The organism is Pectinatus brassicae (assembly GCF_014201835.1).
Classification (GTDB): domain Bacteria; phylum Bacillota; class Negativicutes; order Selenomonadales; family Selenomonadaceae; genus Pectinatus; species Pectinatus brassicae.
In genome coordinates this window covers 45,403-70,095 of sequence record NZ_JACHFH010000014.1, presented here as the reverse complement: position 1 = coordinate 70,095, position 24,693 = coordinate 45,403, and the positions used below count along the sequence as shown (strand labels likewise).

At 36.3% G+C, this 24,693-nt stretch carries 24 protein-coding genes; 5 read left to right on the top strand and 19 right to left on the bottom strand.

What is annotated here, in order from left to right:
* Nucleotides 1–143: 143 nt before the first annotated feature.
* The 6 genes from HNR32_RS06805 to HNR32_RS06780 form a co-directional block, all read right to left on the bottom strand.
* Entirely contained in the window at nucleotides 144–1,187 is a 1,044-nt protein-coding gene (locus HNR32_RS06805; RefSeq protein WP_183861011.1) for an aldose epimerase family protein, read from the bottom strand.
* 173 nt (nucleotides 1,188–1,360) lie between these two features.
* On the bottom strand, nucleotides 1,361–2,443 hold the full coding sequence (gene cobD / locus HNR32_RS06800) for a threonine-phosphate decarboxylase CobD (protein ID WP_183861009.1): 1,083 nt from the start codon (nucleotides 2,441–2,443) through the stop codon (nucleotides 1,361–1,363).
* A 57-nt stretch (nucleotides 2,444–2,500) separates the two neighbouring features.
* Entirely contained in the window at nucleotides 2,501–3,361 is an 861-nt protein-coding gene (locus HNR32_RS06795) for a GHMP family kinase ATP-binding protein (RefSeq protein WP_183861006.1), read from the bottom strand.
* Nucleotides 3,362–3,397: 36 nt separating this feature from the next.
* The gene (gene rfbC / locus HNR32_RS06790) at nucleotides 3,398–3,967 is read right to left on the bottom strand and encodes a dTDP-4-dehydrorhamnose 3,5-epimerase (protein ID WP_183861004.1); all 570 of its coding nucleotides are present in this window, start codon (nucleotides 3,965–3,967) and stop codon (nucleotides 3,398–3,400) included.
* A 31-nt stretch (nucleotides 3,968–3,998) separates the two neighbouring features.
* Nucleotides 3,999–4,874, bottom strand: coding sequence for a glucose-1-phosphate thymidylyltransferase RfbA (gene rfbA, locus HNR32_RS06785; RefSeq protein WP_183861002.1), 876 nt, complete (start codon nucleotides 4,872–4,874; stop codon nucleotides 3,999–4,001).
* A gap of 10 nt (nucleotides 4,875–4,884) precedes the next feature.
* Nucleotides 4,885–6,210 carry a UDP-glucose dehydrogenase family protein gene (locus HNR32_RS06780; protein ID WP_183861000.1) on the bottom strand — a complete coding sequence of 442 codons (1,326 nt, stop codon included), beginning with the start codon at nucleotides 6,208–6,210 and terminating at the stop codon, nucleotides 4,885–4,887.
* Between the two features lie 230 nt (nucleotides 6,211–6,440).
* Here HNR32_RS06780 and HNR32_RS06775 point away from each other — a divergent pair, with 230 nt between their 5' ends.
* From HNR32_RS06775 to HNR32_RS06760, 4 genes are all read left to right on the top strand, one after another.
* On the top strand, nucleotides 6,441–6,692 hold the full coding sequence (locus HNR32_RS06775; protein ID WP_183860998.1) for a TIGR03905 family TSCPD domain-containing protein: 252 nt from the start codon (nucleotides 6,441–6,443) through the stop codon (nucleotides 6,690–6,692).
* Nucleotides 6,693–6,701: 9 nt separating this feature from the next.
* On the top strand, nucleotides 6,702–7,481 hold the full coding sequence (locus tag HNR32_RS06770) for a histidinol-phosphatase HisJ family protein (protein WP_311636548.1): 780 nt from the start codon (nucleotides 6,702–6,704) through the stop codon (nucleotides 7,479–7,481).
* 33 nt (nucleotides 7,482–7,514) lie between these two features.
* Nucleotides 7,515–8,675: a hypothetical protein gene (locus HNR32_RS06765; protein ID WP_183860996.1), complete on the top strand. Its 1,161-nt coding sequence runs from the start codon at nucleotides 7,515–7,517 to the stop codon at nucleotides 8,673–8,675.
* Between the two features lie 146 nt (nucleotides 8,676–8,821).
* Complete coding sequence (locus HNR32_RS06760; protein ID WP_183860994.1) at nucleotides 8,822–9,718, top strand: EamA family transporter; 897 nt, start codon at nucleotides 8,822–8,824, stop codon at nucleotides 9,716–9,718.
* A 52-nt stretch (nucleotides 9,719–9,770) separates the two neighbouring features.
* On the opposite strand, the gene HNR32_RS06755 is transcribed toward HNR32_RS06760, so the two are convergent.
* From HNR32_RS06755 to deoD, 5 genes are all read right to left on the bottom strand, one after another.
* Nucleotides 9,771–10,160 carry a cytidine deaminase gene (locus tag HNR32_RS06755; protein WP_183860991.1) on the bottom strand — a complete coding sequence of 130 codons (390 nt, stop codon included), beginning with the start codon at nucleotides 10,158–10,160 and terminating at the stop codon, nucleotides 9,771–9,773.
* A 16-nt stretch (nucleotides 10,161–10,176) separates the two neighbouring features.
* Complete coding sequence (locus tag HNR32_RS06750) at nucleotides 10,177–11,499, bottom strand: pyrimidine-nucleoside phosphorylase (RefSeq protein ID WP_183860989.1); 1,323 nt, start codon at nucleotides 11,497–11,499, stop codon at nucleotides 10,177–10,179.
* 84 nt (nucleotides 11,500–11,583) lie between these two features.
* On the bottom strand, nucleotides 11,584–12,756 hold the full coding sequence (locus HNR32_RS06745; RefSeq protein WP_196611223.1) for a phosphopentomutase: 1,173 nt from the start codon (nucleotides 12,754–12,756) through the stop codon (nucleotides 11,584–11,586).
* A gap of 14 nt (nucleotides 12,757–12,770) precedes the next feature.
* Nucleotides 12,771–14,033, bottom strand: a complete 1,263-nt coding sequence (locus HNR32_RS06740) for an NCS2 family permease (protein WP_183860985.1) — start codon at nucleotides 14,031–14,033, stop codon at nucleotides 12,771–12,773.
* Between the two features lie 18 nt (nucleotides 14,034–14,051).
* Nucleotides 14,052–14,759, bottom strand: coding sequence for a purine-nucleoside phosphorylase (gene deoD, locus HNR32_RS06735; protein ID WP_183860983.1), 708 nt, complete (start codon nucleotides 14,757–14,759; stop codon nucleotides 14,052–14,054).
* Nucleotides 14,760–14,897: 138 nt separating this feature from the next.
* On the opposite strand from deoD, the gene HNR32_RS06730 reads away from it, so the two are divergent.
* Nucleotides 14,898–15,563, top strand: a complete 666-nt coding sequence (locus HNR32_RS06730) for a Crp/Fnr family transcriptional regulator (RefSeq protein ID WP_183860981.1) — start codon at nucleotides 14,898–14,900, stop codon at nucleotides 15,561–15,563.
* A 24-nt stretch (nucleotides 15,564–15,587) separates the two neighbouring features.
* Here HNR32_RS06730 and HNR32_RS06725 read toward each other — a convergent pair whose 3' ends face one another.
* The 8 genes from HNR32_RS06725 to HNR32_RS06690 all read right to left on the bottom strand — a co-directional run bounded on the left by HNR32_RS06725 (nucleotide 15,588) and on the right by HNR32_RS06690 (nucleotide 24,683).
* On the bottom strand, nucleotides 15,588–16,802 hold the full coding sequence (locus HNR32_RS06725) for a NupC/NupG family nucleoside CNT transporter (protein WP_183860979.1): 1,215 nt from the start codon (nucleotides 16,800–16,802) through the stop codon (nucleotides 15,588–15,590).
* Nucleotides 16,803–16,823: 21 nt separating this feature from the next.
* Nucleotides 16,824–17,480, bottom strand: coding sequence for a deoxyribose-phosphate aldolase (gene deoC, locus HNR32_RS06720; protein ID WP_183860977.1), 657 nt, complete (start codon nucleotides 17,478–17,480; stop codon nucleotides 16,824–16,826).
* Between the two features lie 173 nt (nucleotides 17,481–17,653).
* On the bottom strand, nucleotides 17,654–18,196 hold the full coding sequence (locus tag HNR32_RS06715; RefSeq protein ID WP_183860975.1) for an ECF transporter S component: 543 nt from the start codon (nucleotides 18,194–18,196) through the stop codon (nucleotides 17,654–17,656).
* Nucleotides 18,197–18,269: 73 nt separating this feature from the next.
* Nucleotides 18,270–19,952 carry a thiol reductant ABC exporter subunit CydC gene (gene cydC, locus HNR32_RS06710; protein WP_183860973.1) on the bottom strand — a complete coding sequence of 561 codons (1,683 nt, stop codon included), beginning with the start codon at nucleotides 19,950–19,952 and terminating at the stop codon, nucleotides 18,270–18,272.
* Nucleotides 19,949–21,664: a thiol reductant ABC exporter subunit CydD gene (gene cydD / locus HNR32_RS06705; protein WP_183860971.1), complete on the bottom strand. Its 1,716-nt coding sequence runs from the start codon at nucleotides 21,662–21,664 to the stop codon at nucleotides 19,949–19,951. Before cydD ends, cydC begins: the two co-directional genes overlap by 4 nt.
* Before the next feature lie 27 nt (nucleotides 21,665–21,691).
* Entirely contained in the window at nucleotides 21,692–22,702 is a 1,011-nt protein-coding gene (gene cydB, locus HNR32_RS06700; protein WP_183860969.1) for a cytochrome d ubiquinol oxidase subunit II, read from the bottom strand.
* Nucleotides 22,702–24,057 (bottom strand): cytochrome ubiquinol oxidase subunit I, encoded by a 1,356-nt coding sequence (locus HNR32_RS06695; protein WP_183860967.1) that lies wholly within the window; start codon nucleotides 24,055–24,057, stop codon nucleotides 22,702–22,704. Before HNR32_RS06695 ends, cydB begins: the two co-directional genes overlap by 1 nt.
* Before the next feature lie 248 nt (nucleotides 24,058–24,305).
* Nucleotides 24,306–24,683 carry a hypothetical protein gene (locus tag HNR32_RS06690; protein WP_183860964.1) on the bottom strand — a complete coding sequence of 126 codons (378 nt, stop codon included), beginning with the start codon at nucleotides 24,681–24,683 and terminating at the stop codon, nucleotides 24,306–24,308.
* Between the last annotated feature and the right edge of the window lie 10 nt (nucleotides 24,684–24,693).

The window sequence follows — 24,693 nt, the reverse complement described above, 5'->3', positions numbered from 1 at the left end:
TGCCTGTTTTACTTTAAAATGATTAGGGGTAATGTTTTTCATTGGTACGTAAAATTTTACCACAAAAAGAGGTCCATCAGCTCTTCTGAGCTAACGAACCTCTTTTTTAATTATCAGGGCGTTATTTCACAGCCCCTTTTATGTTAGAAATCAAAATGATATGCTGTTGTCGTTTTATAAACATTATCTTTGCGCAATATCGGTGAAACAAATTCTGGGATATTTACTGCATTAGGAAAATATTGGCTTTCAAAACAATAGCCAGAGCGTCTTTCCATTGGTACATTGTTTTTCCCTTTTACCTTGGGGTCGAGATAATTACCGGAATAGAATTGAAAACCTGGTAAATCAGTAAATACACTCATGCTAATATTCGTCTTATCACTATGTGCTACTGCAACTTTTTTAACATTGCCATTATATTCCGGTACGACTAAATTATGGTCATAACCGCCAGCTTCCTGAATAGTTGCAAATTGTGCATCCCAGCCCGCCTGCATTGGTTTTGCCTCACGCAAATCAAAAGGTGTTCCCTTTACCGATAATATTTCGCCATGCGGTATCGATTCACTGTCGGCTGCTGTATATTCATCAACCAATAGCTGTACTGTCTGTTCCCCAACATTACCGCTATTGTAGCCCGCCAAATTAAAATAGCTGTGATTAGTAAGATTGCATAATGTGTCTTTAGTTGTACGGGCATAATATTCCAGAACCAAAGTGTTGCAATCAGTCAATTTATAGCTAACGGTAACTGATAACTCACCCGGATAATTTTCTTCGCCATCAGGACTGATATAAGTAAGCTGTACTTCATTATCATGGACTGTTTTTGCCTGCCATATTTTCTTATCAAAACCTGTTTTACCGCCATGTAAATGATTTTTACCATTATTTATGTATAAATCATACTCTTTACCATTTAAAAAAAAATGACCTTTTTCTATTCTGTTGCCAACACGACCAATCAACGACCCAATATATGTATCCTGCTGTTCATAACCTTTAGCATCGTCATAGCCTAAAACAACATCAACTTCACCAGCCTTGGCTGGAATAATTATTTTTTGTACAGCACCACCAAAAGTAGAAATAGCTGCTTTCATGCCATTTTTATTGCTGATGGTATAAAGTTCTACATTTTGACCTTCACTAGTAGTACCAAAACTACTTTTTTCTATACTCATTATACTGCCTCCTAATATTGCGTCATTTGTATAGTAAACCTTTTCCTTTTATAAATATTATAGCATTTTTTATAAATTATTCAATTTATTATTTTCTTAATTTTTGATATTTTTATATTATCTTTTACTACTGACTATGCGTTATCATAGATAATAGCAAAAGATAATAGCAATTAACTTAAAATTTCTTCGATTGCTTCGAGCAACACATCATTTTCATCGCGTGTTCTGACTGCTACACGAATAAAAAATTCTGATAACCCCGGATAATTGGAACAATCCCTGATAATTATGCCCTTGTCGAGCATCTTATCTTTAAATTCACTTGCAGTCATGCCACTATCCTGAATATTGATAAGAATGTAATTAACCGACGGTTTATATACTTTTATTTTTTTTTGCTGCAATAATTCTTCATACAAATAATTTATTTCACTGCGCATATAATTACGGCTGCGTCTTTGATATGTATTATCGTTAAGTGCGGCTAAGCCTGCCTTTTGCGCTAATACATTTACATTCCAAGGGTCTTTACTAAGCTGCATTCGTTTTACTACCTCTTTGTCATGGCAGGCACCAAATCCCAGACGCAAGCCTGGCAATGCAAAGAATTTTGTTAATGAATGGAGCACAAATAAATTATGGTTATTTTTTAACAATGGCTTTGCCGAAAATTCCTCACTATTAGCAATAAAGTCCATAAATGATTCATCAATAACCACAAAGCAGCCATTGGCTTCGGCATGTTCTACAATCATTGTCAGATCCTGCGTTTCAAGCAATGTTCCGGTAGGATTATTAGGATTGCATAAAAACAATATATCCTGCTCCTTTAAGGCCACAATCAGGGATGCTAACGATAATTCAAAATTGTTTTTTTCCAGTAAATTGCAATATGTAATTTGGGCATTGACACTTTGTGCCGCTCTTTCATATTCACTAAAAGCAGGTGCCGTAAGCAACACTTTTTTTGGCTGCAGTACATGACATAATATGTATATTAATTCTACAGCTCCATTGCCAACAATAATATCTTCTGCGGCAATATCATATGATGAGCTTATTTTATTTTTTAATTCCATCATCTCAACATCAGGATAATGAATAATGTTATCTATATTATTTTCTATAGCTTGTCTAACAGATTTACTAAGCCCCTTAGGATTTATATTAGCACTAAAATCCAGTAAATTTTCCTTACCGGTCTGTCTGCTGATTTTATCAACAGCACCGCCATGTTCATACTCTTGCTGCATGCTTTTTCCTCCTTCTTGAAATCTTAATCTATGTATATGGCTTTATTATATACTATTTTAAAAACAGCCGCCTGATATCAGCTGTGAAATGCCTAAAAATTTAATTTCCTGACAATTCTTTTTTACTTTATCAATACAGCTGTTTAATTTATCTTTTTCACTGTCAATAGGAAAAATTACTCCGATTAAAGTACCACTATGAGCAATATTAATGCCGACGGCACCGTACGACTGTACTATTGACCAAATTTCTTCCAACTGCGGTTTATATAATATATCTTGATTGGCCAATGCGCTTAAGGTACATCCTTGGCCTAACGCTTTAACGTCATTATATTCTATACCATATTCAACTAATGAAAATGCTTGCCTGACCATTTTCTCTTTTTGCCTATTAAGAACGGGCAGTTCATTACGCTGATTAAATAAAATCGTATCAACACTGCCACCACAATCAAAAATAATAATTTTTACCGGTGGTGGTTCTCCCAAATATTTTAATATTTTACCATTTATATGGTTAAATTTAACAATCCCCTGACAAAAAACACCATCAGTAGGTTCAATATCAGCAGCAATTTGAGCCACTTCATTGTCTTTTATCACTTTATTACAGCTTCTGGCTGTCGCATAGCATACTGCCGCTATATCAGCACTGCTCGATGACATACCCTTGCCTTCTAACAGCTCTGAATATAAGTTCACCTTAATATTTTCTTCAATACCTAATTTTATCCGCGTCTTCATCAAAGCATTTTGTGCTTTTGTTTTAGCTGGATTTATCATTCCAGAAGCAGCAATCGTTGCCTCTGCCCGCGCAAATCTATTTATAGGGCAAGTAACGAGAAACGGCATGTCATCAATTACACCTTGTACCAACTCACCACACGACCCAGGTATTCTCACTGATACTGCCAATATCCCTTCACCTGACCTTTCTTATCTATCAATTAATCAATATTCACCATAAGTAAACGGTGTAACAAAATCCTTAAAACATGGTGCTGTTTTATCTTTAGCAGAAAATGTGAATTCTCCCTGACACCATTCATCCCAATTAACACCGATATCAGGATCATTATAAATGATACTGCCTTCTGTTTCCGGTGCATAAAAATTATCCGCCTTATACATGACTTCCACATCATCAGTAATAGTCACAAAACCATGGGCAAAACCACGTGGCACATAGAGCTGACGTTTATTTTCCGCCGATAATTCCACTGCAATCCATTTTTTAAACGTCGGTGATCCTTTACGAATATCAACAGCTATATCCATCATTGCACCACGTGTACAACGCACTAATTTAGCCTGAGTCATCGGGGGATTTTGAAAGTGCAGCCCACGCAATGTTCCCTTAGGTGCTGAATAAGACTGGTTATCCTGAACAAAATTAACCTTTATACCATGTTCTTCCAATACACGATAAGAATATGTTTCCATAAACCAACCGCGATTGTCACCAAAAACTTTTGGCTCAATAATATAAGCATCTTGTAATTCTGTTGCTAAAACTTTCACGAGATAATTCCTCCATTAACTTTATCAAAATTTACTTATTTTTTATCAAATTCATCAAGTACTGTCCATATTCATTTTTAGCCAGCGGCTGGGCTAATTTTAAAACATCATTTTCATTTATATAGCCTAATCCATAAGCAATTTCTTCCGGACAAGCTATCTTCAACCCTTGTCTATCCTGTACTGTTTCCACAAATGAAGCTGCCTGTAATAATGATTCATGCGTCCCCGTATCAAGCCAAGCATAGCCGCGTCCCATAGTTTCCACATGCAGCTGACTATTATTCAAATAAATTTTATTTAAATCAGTTATCTCTAACTCCCCACGAGCCGAAGGTTTTAACGATTTAGCATATTCAACTACATTTTTATCATAAAAATATAATCCAGTTACAGCATAATTTGATTTAGGTATATTAGGTTTTTCTTCAAGGCTTACAGCTTTACCCGCCTCATCAAATTCCACGATACCATAGCGCTCTGGATCTTTTACATAATAGGCAAATACTGTAGCGCCTTCTTCTTTATTCACTGCTCTTTTGGTTGCAACTGATAAATCATGACCATAAAAAATATTATCACCAAGAATCAATGCACAGCCTTCACCAGCAATAAATTTTTCACCGATGATAAAAGCTTGCGCCAATCCATCAGGACTCGGCTGAATTTCATATTGCAGCGATATTCCCCACTGACTGCCATCACCTAAAAGCTCCTGAAACAGTTTACTATCCTGCGGTGTTGTAATAATAAGAATATCCTTGATTCCGGCCAACATCAATGTGCTTAATGGATAATAAATCATCGGCTTATCATAAATTGGCATCAACTGTTTGCTTACAACTCTCGTCAACGGATATAATCTTGTACCAGAACCGCCTGCTAAAATAATGCCTTTTTTTATCATATAATTCTCCTTATTTTACGCCCATTTGTATATAAGCGAGACCAAATTTTTCTAATATTTTTTCCTTATATTGATTACGCCCATCAATAATATAATTACCTTTAAGCCTGCCTTTTATTTCCATAAAATCAGGACTTTGGAATTCCTTCCATTCTGTAACTAAAATCAAGGCATCAGCCTCATATAAGGCATCATACTTATTTTTGCTGTATATAATATTATCAAAATCTTTAAGATAATACTGCTGCGCGATTTTCATAGCTTTAGGATCATAGGCCTTTATCGATGCACCATTGCCAACTAAGGTTTTTATCAATTCAATTGATGGCGCTGCCCGCATATCATCAGTTCCCGGTTTAAAAGCCAGCCCCCAAATAGCAAATGTTTTGCCTGCTAAATTGCTGCCAAAAATATTCTGTACTTTTTGTGCTAATATATGTTTTTGTGCATAATTGACTTTTTCTACTGACTGCAGTAATTCGGCTTCATAGCCATATTCACTGCTGGTTTTAATCAACGCCTGTACATCCTTAGGAAAACAACTACCACCATAGCCACAGCCCGGATTTATAAAACTGTAACCAATACGGCTGTCACTGCCAATGCCTCTGCGTACTTTATTAACATCAGCCCCAACACGCTCAGAAATATTGGCTATTTCATTTATAAATGATATTTTAGTCGCCAGCATGGCATTTGCAGCGTATTTAGCCAATTCAGCACTTTTTACATCCATTATAATAAAAACTTCACGGGAACGAATAAACGGTTCATATAACTCTTTCATCGTTTCTATGGAATCAGGCTGTTCCGAGCCAATAATGACCCTGTCCGGTGTCATAAAATCGGCACAGGCATTGCCTTCTTTTAAAAATTCTGGATTAGATATAATATCAAATTGCAGTTTGCTGTTGCGTTTTGCCAATTCTTCGGCTATAACCTGCCTTACTTTTTCACCAGTACCCACGGGTACTGTTGATTTATCGACTACATATGTATCCTGTGTCATATAACGGCCAATATCACGGGCTGCTGACAATACATACTGCAAATCAGCACTGCCATCCTCACCCATCGGTGTCCCTACAGCAATAAAACAAATATTAACTTTTTGCAAAGCTTCTTCTATATTTGTCGTAAAGGATAAATTGCCTTTTTTTACATTGCTTTTAACCATATCTGCCAAGCCTGGTTCATAAATAGGAATATGACCATCTTTTAACTTATTTATTTTTTCAGCATTTACATCTACACAAATAACATCATTGCCGGTTTCAGCGAAACATGTACCGGTGACAAGCCCTACATAACCTGTTCCAATCATTGCTATTTTCAAACTAATCTTCTCCCTTAAAATATTATATTATAATATTTTCGCTTAATATATTTTATTCCATCATAATTATGTCACATATTGTTGAAATTTATCTGATAAACTTATATTTATATTAAATTTCTGCAATTTATATTGTCCTATATTTATAAGAAATTTACAAGGGCTTTAAAAAAATCATTTATTAGATTATAATGGTACTTAATTATTATTGTATATTAAGGAGACTACTAATGAACAATTTTTCTTATAAAACATCCGGCACTTGCTCCAAACAAATTAACTTTGAATTAGATGGCAGTACTGTTAAAAATGTATCTTTCATCGGGGGCTGTGATGGTAATTTAAAAGGCATCTGCAATATAACTGACGGCATGGATATTAAAACTGTTATTGATAAATTCAGCGGTATAAAATGCGGCAGTAAAAATACTTCCTGTCCTGACCAGCTGGCCAAAGCCCTTATTGAAGCTACCGCCAACTAAAAGGAGGTAATTAATATTTTTTTTGACTGCCATATACATACAGCATTTTCTGCCGATTCTGATATGATGCTAACAGCCGCTATTACCGCTGCCAAACAGCAAAATATCGGCATTACAATCACTGATCATATTGATTTTTATTTTCCCGGTGATGATATATACGAATTCGACTGCCAAAAATATTTCTCTGCTTATAAAAAATATCGTGATAATGAGAATGTTTTACTGGGCGTAGAAATTGGCATGCAGGATACTACCGCTGAGCAAAGCCAGCAATTTGCCGTTAACCAGCCTTTTGATATGATAATAATCTCCCAGCATATCCTGGAAAATTATGATTTATATTATAATGATTATTATCAAAATAAAGATAAGCAAACAGCTTATCGTATTTATTTAGAAGCACTTATAAAAGGAATGAACTTGCACTCTTTCGGCAATGTTTTAGGTCATATTGATTATATCTGCCGCAAAGCTCCTTATAATGATGTTCATCTTTATTATGATGAATTTTCCCAGCAAATAGACAAACTATGGCAATGTGCCTTAGATAATAATATTATCCCCGAAATAAATACACGTCGCTTTGACAATAACATAAATCCTAAACATCTTTTGCCTATTTATAAGCGTTATCATGATATGGGCGGACAATATGCCACCATTGGCTCTGATGCCCATGTTGAATCTGCCATTGGCTATAAATTTATGGATGCTGTTTGCTTTTTAAAGGAAGCCGGTTTAATTCCTGTATATTTTAAAAATCAACAGCCTGTTATTATGGTTTAATTTTAAATGTTTTTATGAGAGAGGAGCTTCATAATGATAATCTCAAGCAAAAAAAAATTAAGAATACTTTCCACTGCTTTATGTATATCACTGGCTGTTTCCAATGCCTCATTAGCTCTTGCCGACTCGTCCATAACTACCGGTACAGCTATCACTGCCAATGCTGCTGACAGCGGCAATGCTCTGCAAAACAAATTATCCTCTGTAGAAAAAGCTGTTTATGGAACACCACAAACAGGTGCCATCATCGACCGCATAAATAAATTGGAGCATGATTATTATGGACGCAGCCAATCTACAACCTTAGTAAAACGTATTGATAATTTATATGATAAGATTTTTAATAATGACTATGCACCTTCTGCTATTGCTCAAATGAACGGAGTAGAATGGTCTCTTATGAATAAAGTATCAATGCAGCCAATAAACCAACGTTTATCTGACTTAGAAACAACACTTTATGGACAACCTAAAGAAGGTACTTTTTACAATCGCATGCTCGATTTGGGAAAAGTAGCATTTGGCAGCTCACAACAAGCCATTCCGTTAAGTCATACACTAGTACCTGCCAATACCTTAATAAAAATAAAACTCGTTACTCCGGTCAATTCTGAAAACATGAAGGCGGGCGATGAAGTAAAATATCAAGTCGCTGAAAATGTCGTCTATAATGGTAATCTTGTTTTTGCCGCTGGTGCTTTAGGCGAAGGACATGTGACTAAAGTAACTACTGCTAAAAATTTTGGCCGCGATGGCAAAATTGATATTGATTTTGAAAAAACCCAGGCTTTTGATGGTACATTAGTCGATACCGTACTGGGTGACAAAGCCAAAGAGGAAATGAAATCAGAAGCAATGGCTGCTGGTGCCAGTATCGCCGGAATAGCTTTATTGGGACCAATCGGCATTGTTGGCGGTTTATTCGTTCATGGCAAAGATATTAACTTACCAGCTGGAACTGAATTATTTATCCAGACTAAATCTGATATAAATTTATTTGGCGTACATAGTGCTTCTGCTGATGACAACAGCACACTAGCTGCTGCCGGACAAACAGTTGAACAGACTAACTCTACCTCGCAAAACATCTTGAATGAACGAAGCAGCAATGATTACAATGGCTCTGCCGTTGCTTCTGATACAGCTACTTTAAATCAATATAAATCACAGGAAGATATGCGCAGCAGCTTATAATTAATATATTATGTAAAATTTTATAGTTAAAACCTTTTCGGATGTGGATTTTTCTAGAAATATTCTATTTTCGCCACACAATTGCCTTTGGCATTTGTGTGGCGTTTTATTTTATCCAAATAATTATATAAGGAGCAATTTTATTAATGAACTCACGACATTATCCATTATCAGTATTCTTAGGCGGCTGTTGTTACGGCATCTTATCAACCTTTGTAAAACTCGCATATACAGCTGGCTTTACTGTTCAACAGGTCACCATCAGCCAATATTTATTTGGTTTTATCCTAATTTGGTGTTTTTATTTACTGACAGCAAAACATGCTCTTAACATTAAACAAATCAGCAAATTACTATTAACAGGTACTCCCTTTGGCTTAACCGGAATATTCTATTATCAATCATTACAAACACTCAATGCGTCGCTTGCTATTATATTTTTATTTCAATTCGTCTGGATTGGCAGTGTCTTTGATTATTTATTTAATAAACATCTTCCCTCACTGCAAAAAATCTTATCAATTATCATTCTTTTACTTGGCTCCATGTTTGCGGCTAATATTTCTTCCCCACAAAATATATCAATGGCTGGTTCTATTTGGGGACTGCTGGCTGCTTTTTCCTATACCATCTTCTCTTTCTTAAGCAGCTCTATAAAAAAAAATGCCCCACCTCTTTTAAAAAGTGCCTTGATTGCCACTGGAGGGTTAATAACAATCAGCATTATCTATCCGCCTACTATTGTTATTGATTCAACCTTATTACTGCAAATTGCTCCTTATGGTTTTCTGCTTGGTTTTTTTGGTGTTGCCCTGCCACCCTTTCTATTTTCGATTGGCATGCCGCATGTTGGTATCGGTTTTGGTTCGCTGTTAACCGCATCGGAGCTTCCTATTGCTATCATTATGTCAATGTCTGTACTAGGTGAAACTGTCTACTTATCTCAAATATGGGGCATTGTATTGATATTATTAGCAATCATCCTCTACAATTTAAAATTTAATAAATTATTATCCTTTTTCCTTCATACAAAATCACAGTAAAAAACAGCCATTATAAAACCAAATAGGAATTGATTTTATAATGGCTGTTTTTTTATTTCATATCTGCATCACTAAAAGAATATGGTAATAATTCCTGCCATGTTACTGTTTTTATCTCATTATGCAAATTTGCCATAATGACTGTATCTATCTTAAATTCTGCTATTACCTGACGGCATGCTCCACAAGGTGATACAGGTCCCTCGGTATCAGCAACAACAACCAATGCCGTCAAATCTCTTTCCCCTTCAGATACTGCCTTAAATATTGCTGTACGTTCAGCACAATTAGTAATTCCATAAGAAGCATTTTCAATATTGCAGCCACTGTATATTTTACCATTTTTAGTTAAAACAGCTGCACCAACTTTAAATTTTGAATAAGGGCTATACGATAACAATCTGGCGTTCTTAGCTGCTTCCAGTAATTTTTCTTCTAACATATCAGCATTTATCCCCTTAAAATTTTTCTACTTTATCTTTTTCTACACGGGCAAAAACTAATGGTATATCAACTGGTTTTTCTTTGCCAATTACTATTGCTTCATTATACAAACGTTGTGCCTCTGGCAAAGCGGCCTGCTTAGATGTATATAATATAGCTAATTCATCGCCTTTCTTGACAAAATCGCCATATTTTTTATTGATAATGATACCCGCTGAAAAATCAATGATACTGTCCTTAGTTTCACGACCTGCCCCTAATATCATCGACACAACACCACACTCTTCAGCATCCATTTTAACTATGTACCCATCATTTTGAGCAATAACAGCCTGTTTATATGGTGCTGAAACAAATTTATCAGTATCAAGTAAGACCGTTGTATCCCCGCCTTGTGCCTCTACCATCGCCACAAAACGCTTAAAGGCACTGCCATCCTTAATGGAATTTTCCGCTATTTTCCGACAATGCTCCAGACTACCTTTATCTATAAGATACAGCATATTAGCCGCTAATTGCAGACAAACCTCGGTAAGGTCTTGCGGACCTTGTCCCTGTAATGTCTTTACTACTTCAATTATTTCCAAGGAATTACCAATAGCATGTCCCAATGGTACATCCATATCAGTAATCATTGCTACTGTCTTCTTGCCGGAATTTTCACCTATATTTACCATTTTTTGCGCTAATTCTATCGAATCATCCAACGTTTTCATAAAAGCACCGCTACCAGTTTTTACATCCAGTAAAATACAGTCACTGCCTGCTGCCAATTTTTTACTCATAATAGATGATGCTATAAGTGGTATACTGTCAACTGTTGCCGTAACATCACGCAGTGCATATATTTTTTTATCAGCTGGTGCTAAATTTCCTGTCTGTCCAATTACAGCCGCACCTAATTTATTAACAATAGCAAAAAATTCTTCCTTATCCAAAGCGGTTTTCATGCCAGGAATTGCTTCCATCTTGTCAATTGTTCCACCAGTATGACCCAAACCACGGCCGGACATCTTAGCTACTTTCCCCCCGCAGGCTGCAACTATCGGCGCAATAATAAGTGTTGTTTTATCGCCAACACCGCCAGTACTATGTTTATCGACTTTTTTTCCTGCAATTGCTGATAAATCAATCATATCACCTGACTTTGCCATTGCCTGTGTAAGTACAGCAAGTTCATGATCATTCATACCCTTAAACCAAATTGCCATAAGCATTGCTGCCATTTGATAATCAGCAATTTCCCCCTGCACAAAACCATCGACAACATATTTTATTTCAGTATCTGTTAAAACTTTGCCATGCTTCTTTTTGTTAATAATATCAAATATTCGCATAATTTCGCCTCATTTATTAATATTTAAAACATCATTGCTATTAGCTGCTATGGTTATAATTAGTCCATAGCAGCAATTAATTACTTACATTATTTTTTCAAGAAAACTTTTACCTTGTGTTGCTAAATCCAAATCAAAAATGTCTATTACTGTAGCTGCTATATCAGCAAAGCTGTTCCGTGTTCCTAAATTTACACCAGCCTTAATCTGTTTACCCCAAATAAGCAATGGTGTATATTCTCTGGTGTGATCTGTCCCTGGTGCCTTAGGATCACAGCCATGATCGGCCGTAATCATCAATATATCATCATCATTCATTTTAGCCATAAACTCACCAAGCTGTTTATCAAAAACAGTTGCCGCTTGGGCATAGCCGTCAACATCACGACGATGACCATATTGCATATCAAAATCAACTAGATTAACGAAACACAATCCGGTAAAATCATCATCTAATGTAGCAATGGTTTTATCCATACCATCTTCATTACCGGTTATTCCTATATGTTTACTAATACCACAAGCAGCAAAAATATCAGAAATCTTACCAACACCAATAGTCGCTAAATTATTTTTATGCAAGACATCGAGCATTGTTTCTGCTGGCGGCTGCAACGAAAAGTCATGACGGCGCGCTGTACGTTTAAAATCAGGATATGTCCCAACAAATGGACGAGCAATAATCCTGCCCACAGCATGTTCGCCAGACATTATTTTTCGTGCCATTCGGCAATATTCATATAATTGCTCTACCGGTACAATATCTTCATGGGCAGCAATCTGTAAGACACTATCTGCTGATGTATAAACAATAAGTGAACCAGTTTTCATATGCTCTTGTCCATAATCTTCAATTACCTGTGTACCAGAATAAGTCTTATTGCAAAGTATCTTCCGATTAAAGGCCTGTTCGAGTTCGTTAATCACAGACTGGGGAAAACCTTGGGGATAAGTCGGTAATGGATGCTCGGAAACAATACCAGCAATTTCCCAATGCCCTGTTGTTGTATCTTTACCACGCGATCTTTCCTGTAAACGAGCAAAGCTGCCTGTAGGCTGTGCTTCACTTGTTTTATAATCAACATCATCAATATTAAAAAGCCCGATTTTTTTCATATTAGGTGTATCATATAGCGGCGACGATACAATAGAGCGCAATGTATTGCAATCATTATCGCCAAATTCAGCCGCATCAGGCTGGGCACCAATACCATAGCTGTCCAGCACAATCGTATAAACCCTTTTTATAGCCATAATAACTCTCCCTATCTTTAAAATATTTTATAAGCACTAAAAAATAAATCTATAAAAAACAATATTCCTAAACCATATACTATGGGATTTATTGTTTTAGCCTTACCTATACAAATTTTCATAAATGGATAAACGATAAAGCCGAAAGCCAAACCGGTAGAAATACTGCCAGAAAGCGGTATCATTACAACTAACAAAAAAACGGGAAACCATTCTGTAAAATCATTAAACTCCACATACTGCAATTGCTGCATCATCATTGCGCCAGTAATTATGATAACTGGTGCAATTGCTGATGCTGATACATAGGACAGCAATGGAATAAAAAATAACGCTATGGCAAATAAACAGCCGGCTGTAATAGCCATAATGCCCCGGCGGGCACCTGCGGCAATTCCCGCAGCGCTTTCTGCTGCTGCTACTGTCGGACAGGTACCCAGCAAACTGGAAATAATTGTCACTAATGATAAAACAGCAAAAGCTTTTTTCAGTCTATCTTTATTAGGCAATATGCCTTCTAATATTCCTATCGTATCAAAAATCAATATCATGCTCATAGAAAATACCGCCAGCCAAAACTTAGCTTCTCCCATTACCGTAAAATCAGGCTGAAATAATAATTGCCGATAATCACTAATGTTAGCAATACTTATATTCAGCACTGTCTTATCCGTAATATTCCAGTAGTAACCAATAAAACTAATAGCTACAATCGCTATAAAAAAACCGCCATCAATTTTACGCAAATATAAAACAAGACTTAAAATCAAACCTAAAATTGTCAATAACGCTGCCGGATTTTGCAATGATGCCAGCTCAATAATAGTATTGTGTCCAGTTTCTATCAAGCTGCCTTTTTCCAAACCAATTTCTACCAGAAATAATCCAATACCCGCAGTAATACCATATTTTAATGATGCTGGGATAACCTGCAGCAGCCTGTCCGATAAATGCGTGCAGGCAATCAGTGCGAATACTATTCCGGCGAATAATGATACTGTCAATCCTTGCTGCCAGGAAAATCCCATATTTTTTACAATAGTATAAGTAAAAAAGGCATTAACCCCCATCCCCGGTGCTAATACAATCGGCGCATCTGCCCAACAGCCTACGGCCAGACAGCCAATAATTGAAATAAATATTGTAGCGAAAATACTCAATTGCATAGGAATACCGGAATCTGCTAAAATCAAAGGATTGACTATAATAATATAGGATATAGCAAAAAATGCCGTTATACCTGCTATTATTTCCTTTTTTAATAAATTTTTGCTTGCCAAATATATCTACTCCATGTATTAATCTGCTATTGCTGTATCAAGAGCAATTTTTATCATATCGTTAAACGAAGTTTCACGTGCCTTAGCAGTTGTTTCTTCACCAGTAAGCAAATGATTGCTGACTGTAAATATAGCTAACGCCTGCACATTATAACGAGCTGCCAATGTATATAAAGCAGCCGCTTCCATTTCTACGGCTAAAATTCCATAATCAGTTAATTTTTTTCTATCGATTTCATCATTATAAAAACGATCTTCTGATATCACATTGCCAATTTTAACAGCCATATCACTTTGCTTAGATATTTCATAAGCTTTGTGTAACAGCTCAAAATCAGCTAAAGGAGCATAATTTATGCTGCTGCCAAAAATGCTTTTTATTATACCGGAATCTGTCGTTGTTCCTTGAGCAATAACGACATCGCGCACATGTACATCCTCACGCATTGCCCCGCAGGTTCCTACACGAAATAATTTTTTTACACCATATTCATTAATAAGTTCATTTACATATATTGATATAGAAGGAATTCCCATACCAGTTCCCTGTACTGAAACTTTTTTCCCTTTATAAGTACCTGTATAGCCAAATATGTTGCGAATGCTATTATAGCATTTAGCATCCTGCAAAAAATTCTCAGCAATATACTTAGCTCGCAATGGATCTCCCGGCAATAAAATACTTTCAGCTATATCTCCCACTTTTGCTTCGATATGTAAACTCATAATAATTCCCTCTTTCTTAAAATTAATATTTCTCTTTAATAATACAACATTAATAGCAAAAATGAAAAGGACACATGTCTTGTTGTTTTTACTTATGCTATTTGTTAATATTAAGTATATCTGACCCCAATAAAGGAGATGGCTATTATCAGCGATCTGGATGCGATTCCTACAATTCCGCAATTTTTACGTACTAAAATGATAGAAAAACATATTGCTGCCGGCGAAGATATTGTCATAAAAGGTTATACTGCCAATCGTGTATACCTCCTGCTCGATGGAACAGTAACTGTCAGCAATGAGTTCATTAACGGTCAGCGTTTTACCTTTGCTCAATGCAAATCTCCCAGTTTTATTGGTGAAGTTGAATGCTTAGCCGTACAAAAAAATTATGCTGCCACTGTGCAGGCACTTACCACTTGTTCTGTTCTTTATATGGATAATAATACCTTCCTATTATGGTTAGAACATGATTCATCTTTTGCTGTATTAATGGCGCATCTCGTCGCCAAAAAAATGTATCCTACTTCTAATGAAAATGGCACAATAAAATTTATGTCCAGCAAAGAAAAATTACTGCACTACCTATTGCGTCACTATCAAGCACCACAAGATAACGGCTTCTTTTATTTAAATAAACGACGCCAGCAGATTGCTGACGAGCTTGGTACCAGTGTCAAAACAGTTAATCGCTGTCTGGCTAAATTTAAAGCAGCAGACTGCTTATCATTGTTTCATGGCAAAATATATATTACATCAATACAATTCGCTAATTTACAAATTTTTCTGCAAAACAGCTTATAACTATAAGCTGTTTGTTGTTTTTATTTACCATATAAACAAACCGCCAATTCCTGCCGATAATAAAGATACTAATATTCCCGAAAGCAGTAAATAACTTACATTAGAAGAAATCAGCTCGTTTTTTTCTGTAATAACTAATGATTTAAAACAGCCAATAATCATACCGATGGTTGAAAAGTTAGCAAATGATGTAATAAATATTGTTAAAGTCCCCTGTAAATGACGGCTATATTCAGATAAATGCGGTCCAACATTAAGCATTACCACAAATTCATTCGTAACTATTTTAGTTCCCATATACTGGGCAAAAGCAAAGGCCTCATGGGTATCTAATCCCAATAGCCAAGCAAACGGATACATAATAATACCTAATATATGTTCCAAACTGAGCTGCGGATAAATTGATCCTAATACTTTATCTATTAATGCAGCTAATGCTACAAAAGCAATAACATTAGCTGCAATTATCAATATCAATCGTCCGGCCCCAATAATGGAATTGCCCAAAAATGAAAATAATGGCTCTTTTTTACCCTTAGTACCATTTTCTTCATTACTGCCTATTGATGCTACTATATCTTCTTTAGACTCTATAATAACTGGATTCAAAATACTCGTTACTAACAGCGCATTTATTACATTAAGTGGTATAGCTGTTAAAATAAATTCTGCCGGCATCATCGTTGTATACACACCAATTAATGATGCTGTAACGCAGCTCATTGACATCATTGCCAATGTTAAATTACGTTGTCCCTTCATCGCCTGCAGCTGATGTTTGGATACAGCTAAAGCCTCCGTATTTCCTAAAAACATCATCTCAATTGCAAAAAATGATTCAAATTTAGGCTGTCTGCTGATAATAGCTAATATTTTTCCTATCCATTTGATTATAAATGGTAAAAAGCCAATATAGGTAAGTAAATCAAACAATGGTACCACCAATAAAATTGGCAATAAGGCTGATGTAAAAAAGTCCATTTGCGGTACTTTTACCCAATCCGAAAAAGCAAAGCCTATTCCGGTATAGGCAACAGATAGCAGCCAAGTAAAACCAGCAGCTGCCGCTTTTACTACTTCACGACCAATAGAAAATGTTGTCAAAAACCACGCTATAAAAATATTTAGTATAATCAGCATACCAACCGACCGCCAATCAATTTGCTTCCTCTGCTTAGAAAATAATACTGCTATAAGTAAAAATACCATAATCCCCAAACAATCAATAAAGAAAAACATTTATTATCCCCCCTATGGCTATTATTTATACAGCGGTTTAATTAATTTAACAGCACTGCTGGCACCAATACGAGTACATCCCGCCTGCAAAAATGCCGTAAATTCTTCCTTGCTGTGAATGCCACCAGCTGCTTTTATTTTTACGTTTTCACCAATATACTGTTTAAATAATTTAATATCTTCTATTTTGGCTCCAGCTGAGCCAAATCCCGTAGAAGTCTTAATATAGTCGGCATTCCCCTCTGTTACACATTGGCATAATTTTATTTTCTCTTGCTCCTCTAAATAACATGTTTCAATAATAACTTTAAGAATTTTTTCACCGATATTTTTCTTAATAGCTTTTATTTCTGCTGTAATTTTTTCGTAATCATTATTTTTAACGTCACCTAAGTTAATTACCATATCAATTTCAACAGCTCCATCGTCTATAGCCTGTTTTGCTTCAGCAATTTTTGCTCCTGTACAGGCATAGCCCAAAGGAAAGCCGATAACGGTACATATTGTTAACTTATCACCATATTTCTCTTTGACTCTTTGAACATATGAAGGAGGAATACAAACTGATGCCGTTTTATATTCAACAGCCTCATCACATAACTGCTCAATTTCTGTCCATGCCGCATCAGCCTTTAATAAGGTATGATCAACATGTTTTAATATTTCATCCATTTTCATTTTGTTTGTCCTACTTTCTATTTTTGAATTTAAAGAAAATTTTATTTTTTCCAAACAACATCTTTATATTAAATAAATCATTTTATAAAAAAAAGGACAGCTGTCCCTTTTTTTAATTTATCCTATTACAAAATAAAAAACCGTATTTCATGTTAAACAAAATACGGTCAATTTTATAACTTATGCACAAATTTACTAACAGGCTTATAAACGAACCATGTCAAAATAGAATTAATCCCTGCCTTAACCAAATTAAACGGAATAATAATTGGCAAGAGCATTTCAATTACTTTCGTCAAGGGTGCACCTAAAAACAACGGTGTCAGCAGCAGATTAAAAGCTATCATAACTACTGTCATCGTTATGCTGCCGCAAAACAATGCTGTCTGCGCGGCCCGTTTAGTACGGCTGCGATGATAGATAAGTCCCGCCACCAATACAAAACTACCTGTTGCCATAAAATGCATAATAATACCGATAGGCCCGCCATCCGTACTTATAAGCAATCCCTGCAAAATTACTGTTATAGCTGTAAGCATCAGGCCAGCTGTCGTTCCGAATAAAAAAGTTCCAATCAAAATAGGAATATCGGCTGGATCATACTTGAGGTAGGGCGCTGCTGGTATCAGCGGAAAATTAATTATTGCTACCATGACTAATGATAATGCTGCAAGCATCGACATGCTCGTTAATACTTTTATTTTATTTTGTGGCATAAATATTCTCCATTCTTAAGCATAATACCTTCGTGCCTATTATAGTATCCGTTGTTTTTCTGGTCAAGCCACTTTATATAATACTGCGGTAATTGAGCATATCCACCAAGTGCCCCTGCCGTTTAATTAAGTCTGCCGGCGTCCCCTCTTCAATTATTTCGCCTGCCTGTAATATTATTATTTTATCAAATTTTTCCACTGCACTTAAGTCATGTGTTATTATCAGCACCGTTTTATCTGTTAAGTTCATGATTGTTTCCATAATCTCATGTGCCGTCAATGCATCAAGTCCTGCTGTCGGTTCGTCTAATATAAGCATATCACTTTTAGCCGCTAAGGCTAGGGCAATTGACAATCTTTTACTTTGGCCGCCTGATAAATAACAGCCCCTGCTGCCTGTATAGAGATCTAGTTGGGCTGGGCTGTTCATTATAAAGTCCGCTAATTCAGCCTTTTCCAGCGCTGCGTAGATCTCTTTGTCGCTTATCGCCGGATATAGTAATTTAAAATTTTCTCTTATTGTCATAGCAAAAATATACTGGTCCTGCAATGCTACCCGTATCTTATTTCTTATCTGTTCAGGCGTTATTTGAGAATATGCCTGCTGCTCATAAAAAAGCGTGCCCTCTTCATAAGCTAATAACCGCAGTAAAATATTTACCAGTGTACTTTTACCGCTGCCACTGCCCCCCAGCAGCGCTGTTTTTTTATTTTTCTCGATAGCAAAATTCATATTTTTAAATAACCGATGCTGTTTAAACGAAAACACTATATTTTTTGCTGCTATAATTTCATTGGTATTAATCAATTCTTTTTGAGCCGGAGGCAGCGCCGTATTTTGCGGCTGCAATAATTTATCAAGTCGTTTTAATGCCATTTGGGCTATCTCCAATTGTTGACCGATAGCTGCCAGCGGCACAATTATTTCCATGGCTGCAATTATCGCCAACAACAAAACAGCTGACTGCGTTGCCGTTATTTGCGGCATTACCAAAATAAACAATGCCAGTATACTGACAATCACCACCGCAGCGATAATTTGCGCCAATGTTTCGGCCCAAAGAGAAAAAGTAAATAAATGATTTTCGGCTATAGTTCGTTCATTTATTTTTTTATAGGCCTGCTGACGACGTTTTTCTGCATAATCAAATAATTTCAATTCACGGGCACCAGCAATAAATTCCCATAATTCCGCCTGTAATGATGATTTGCTGCTATTATTGTGTTTATAAAAACAATAGGGAATTATTATAATAATAATTAAAAAACCTGCCGCTAAAATAATAGCTGCCAATATGCTGTACGGCAAAATAAAGGCAAATAAAGCCATTGTCATTAACCCAGCCGTAAGCGGTGGCAACAGCAATCTTAGTACCGCATCACGCAATTCATCAAGCGACTCAATAACAGCCATAAATATATCGCCGTCATGCATATTTTCCTGCGCAAACGGCAATGCCATCATAATATTTTTATAAACAGCCAAACGCAGCCTCTGCCATATTAAAAAGGCCGCATTATGTGATATATAACGTTCGGCATAACGAAAAACAGCCCGTAAAATACCACAGGCCCGCACAGCAGTTATCGCCAATGACAATTGATACAGCGGTACCTGCAGTGCTGCATTAATTATAAGATAGGCCGCAGCTGCCATAAGTCCTATTACTGACAAATTACAGAAAAATCCCGTTATAATTGCCGCTGCAATATAATATTTAACAGGTGCTGCTAATGTCCATAAATTTATTTTCACTGCAATGCACCTCCTGTTATCTGCTGCATTTTATAATAAAAACCCTTACTCTCCAGTAGTTCTTTAATACTACCCTGCTCGACTACACAGCCATTATTTAATACATAAATTTTTGCAGCATTTTGCAGCGAGTACAAACGGTGGGCTATTACTATTACCGTCTTATTTTGTACTAATTTTTGCATGGTCTTCTGTACAACAGCCTCTGTTTTTACATCCAGCCCTTCCAATGGTTCATCAAGCAATAGTATTGGTGCGTCCGCTAAAAACACACGTGCTAAAGCCACTCTTCTTACCTGCCCAATACTTAAAGCTATGCCGCCGTTTCCGATAACAGTATCAATACCTTCCGGCAATTTTTGCACTAATTCCGCTAACTGTGCCTGCTTTACTACTAATTGCAGCTGTTCCTCTGTTATAGTGCGGCCCAGACAAATGTTTTCCCGCAGACTGGCCGCAAATATATGGGGATTTTGCGGCATATAGGCAATATTATTCTGCCAGCTTGCTACTGAATAATTATTTATGTCCTGATCACCAGCCAATATCCGTCCTGCCGTTGGTTTTATAAAACCCAACAGCAATGATAATACTGTCGATTTGCCAGCACCACTTGCACCTACCAATGCTGTTATTTTTCCTGCTGGAAAATCCATACTTATATTATCAAGTGCTTTTCCCCTACTTTCGCTATAACTCATACTGATATTTTCCAAAATAATCTGTGGTGCTGTAACTATAGATAACTTAGGGATAATAGCTTTTTCAGTAATAGTGCTGATTGCCGTATAAACGGGTGCAGCATTAGTCAATGCTCCCATAGCATCATGAAACATACTGCCAGTCTGGCGCAATGGCTTATAAAATTCCGGTGCCAACAGCAGCATAAAAAACGCCGGCAAAAATACCGCATGACCAGCCAAAAGCCTCAGTCCTATATTAACGGCAATCACGGCAATACTTAAAGTTGCTATTAACTCCAGGAAAAATGCCGACAAAAATGCTATGCGCAAAACCTTTAATACTGCCTGAGAAAATTCATTGCCGGTCTGCGTCAACTGTTTTAACTGCTCAGTAATTTGATTATATATTTTTATTACACTTATACCTGAAAGCATTTCCATAAACTTATTACTAAGCCTTGTCAATGCTTCCCATTGCTGCTTATTTTCAGCTTGTGCCCTTTTTCCTATCAATATCATGAAAAAAGGAATAAGCGGCAATGTCAGCAAAAATACTATGCCCGAAATTAAGTCACTATAAAAAGCTGTAATAATAATAAATACGGGTATGCATACAGTTGTTAATAGTTGCGGTAAAAACCGCGAGTAATAAGCATCAAAGGAGTCTATCCCCTTAGTTGCCAGCTGCAATATGTCCGTCTTATATACAGCAGCTAACGGGCTGCTTCCAATAAGCCGGTCAATAATCCGGCGGCGCAGACTGCTTCTTATTGCTGCTGATATATTATGTGTTAACAGCCGTATTCCTGTACTAAATAATATTTCTACGGTAAAAGAAAAAAACAGCAGTACCAAAAATGGCCCTGCTGTTCTTAAATTTATTCGTGAAAATAACATTTTATCAATAATGTCTGCTAACAGATAACAGCGTATGATAACAGCGACTGCCCTCATTATATTCATTGCAGTGATAATATATATTTTTCGCCGATACGGCTGTAATTCTTGCAGCAATTTTTTATCAATCATCTATTATTTCCCTTATCTTTAATATTATTAATACTTTAAGTCCTTGGCTGTTACTCTCTTTCTAAAAATCCAGTATACCCAGCCCTGATAAATCAACACTATTGGCACAAAGATAAATGCCGCCACTGTCATTATCGACAAAGTATACGGTGATGATGAAGCATTTGTCACCGTAAGACTCCACTCGGGATTCATGGTGGAAATCAATATACGTGGAAATAATCCGGCGAATACAGCAGCTGTTGTACAGATAATTGCCAAGGAGCTGCCTGTAAAGGCCCAAATACATCTATTATAATAACGAGCAATAATCGCCAGAACAAATACAATAGCCGCTAATACCATCAAGCCTAAAGACAACGATGATTTATACATATCAGTATCAGCATATGTCATCGCCATACAGATAAGGTAAAAAATAGCAGCAGTTCCCCCTAAGCATGTCCCCACTAAACGCAGCCGCGGCAATAAAACTGATTCTTTATCAATTTTTAATGACAAATAAGTAATACCATGGAAAGCAAATACCAGCACAAACGTTATACCGCCAACTAAAGTATATACAGAAAGCAAATCCCAGAAAGTTCCCATGTAAATCTTATCACTGTTTATCATAAAACCCTTCATCAGATTTGCTACAGCTACGCCCCATAAAAAAGCTGGTAAAATGCTGCCCACAAAGATCAAATTATCCCATAATTTCCGCCAGCAATCACTATCATGCTGACCACGAAACTCAAAAGAAACACCGCGTACAATAAGGCCTACCAGCATCAAAAACAAGGCCATATAAAACATGCTGAACATCGTGGCATATACATGGGGAAAAGCCGCAAACATCGCTCCACCAGCCGTTATCATCCACACTTCATTGCCATCCCAGACCGGCCCGATACTATTGATAAACATGCGGCGTTCTAAATCATTTTTAGCAACAAACGGCAAAAGAATGCCTACACCATAATCAAAACCTTCCAAAAAGAAAAAGCCAGTGAATAATACTGTTACAAGAATAAACCAGATAATCTGTAATTCCATTATAAACCGCTCCTTTCTTCAGCAGTAATATCCTTTTTAATGATTTTTACTGCAACAAATACTGCGGCTACAGCTAATAATGCATATACTACAGTAAATCCTATCATCGATATCCAAACTTCTGTTGTCGTTATATTCTGTGAAACAGCCTGTGATACCTTTTGCAGTCCTTCAACCATCCATGGCTGACGACCACCTTCGGCAATATACCAGCCTGTACTGTTAGCAATAAATGGTAAAATTATACTGGCTACAAGAATTTTAAGCCAGCAGGTATTATATTCTGTAAGACGATTAGTAACACTTAAATATAACGTTACCAACATTAAGAAAAGCATCAAACCACCCAAGGCCAGCATTATACGGAAGCTCCAAAATAATGCCTCTACATTAGGCACATAATCAGACTGACCGTATTCTTTAGCTTCTTGTGCCTGTAGGGTTTTTATGCCTTTAACTTCTCCAGAGGGCTTGTTGTTAAGCATAAATGATAAAGCATACGGAATTTCTATCTGATTAGTATTTTTTTGATTTGTTACATCAATATTAGCATATAACGTGAAACCTGCCGGATCTTCATTTTCCCATAAGGCTTCCATCGAAGCCAGCTTCATCGGCTGGTTGTGCCCAATATACTGCGTATGTAAATGACCTGTTCCCATAACTGCAAACAAACCTATTACCGCATATAGTGAACCAATTTTTATACCTGTTTTATATATATTTACATTGCGGCCTATAAGCAATTTATAGGCACTTACTGCTACAACTAAAACACCAGCAGTAACTAGTCCCGATGTAAAAACATGGGCAAACTGCCCAAATACATACGGATTAGTCAATAATGCCGTAAAATCTGCCATTTCAGCCCGGCCATTTCTTATAACATAGCCTACTGGATGCTGCATAAAAGAATTGGCAACCAAAATCCAATAAGATGACAGATTACTACCTAAAGCTACCAGCCAGATTGACAGACAATGCAAATTTTTGGGCAGACGGTTTTCTCCAAAAATCCATACACCTAAAAATACTGATTCCAGAAAAAATGCCGTCAGAGCTTCTAAGGCTAATGGCGCCCCAAAAATATCGCCCATAAATCTTGAGTATTCTGACCAGTTCATCCCAAAGTGAAATTCCTGGACAATACCGGTAACAACGCCCATGGCAAAAGACACAATAAATAATTTACCAAATAATTTCGCCAGCTGCTTATAAACAACATTGCCATTTTTTAAATACAGCGTTGACAATATTGCCACAAGCAAAGATAACCCCAGAGACAGTGGAATAAATAAATAATGATAGATAGTTGTTATCGCGAATTGCAAACGCGATAGTGTAATAACATCCATTTGTACAGCCTCCCCATCTAAATAAAATATCATATCTGACATATAGTATAGATTTTTCTGGATAAAAATGCAATGAATTATTAAGTAATAATTATTATTTATTGTTATTGTTATCATAATATTATGATCTTAATATTATAATACGCTTTTTATGACTATTTTCCTTTATCTTACTATAAAAACATAAAAAAAAGACAGATAACAATCTGCCTTTTTTCACATTTATTTAAGTTAATTAATATAAATAATTATATAGTATTCTTTTTTATTTTTTCCTCTAAAAAAGCAGCATACTTTTTATGGTGCTCTACAGCAAAACCAATGCGCTTTTTAATCTCCTCATTATCCACTTCATCTAAGGCTATTTCCAGCTTTTTACAACGTTTATGTATCTGTTCAAGTTCATCAGTCAATGGTTTTTCATCAGATAAACCAAGTCCATAAATAGAATTAATACATTCACGCACATTGCCAGCATATCCAGCTTCTCCCGATATTTTTTCCAAATATTCGGCGATATGAAATATTATCTCATAAGGACTGCGCCCTTCATTGATCATCTGCATTAGATCAATTTTTATATTTTGCTCTTTACCATATGCTATTTGCGTATTTTCATCATTCATATACTTTAAC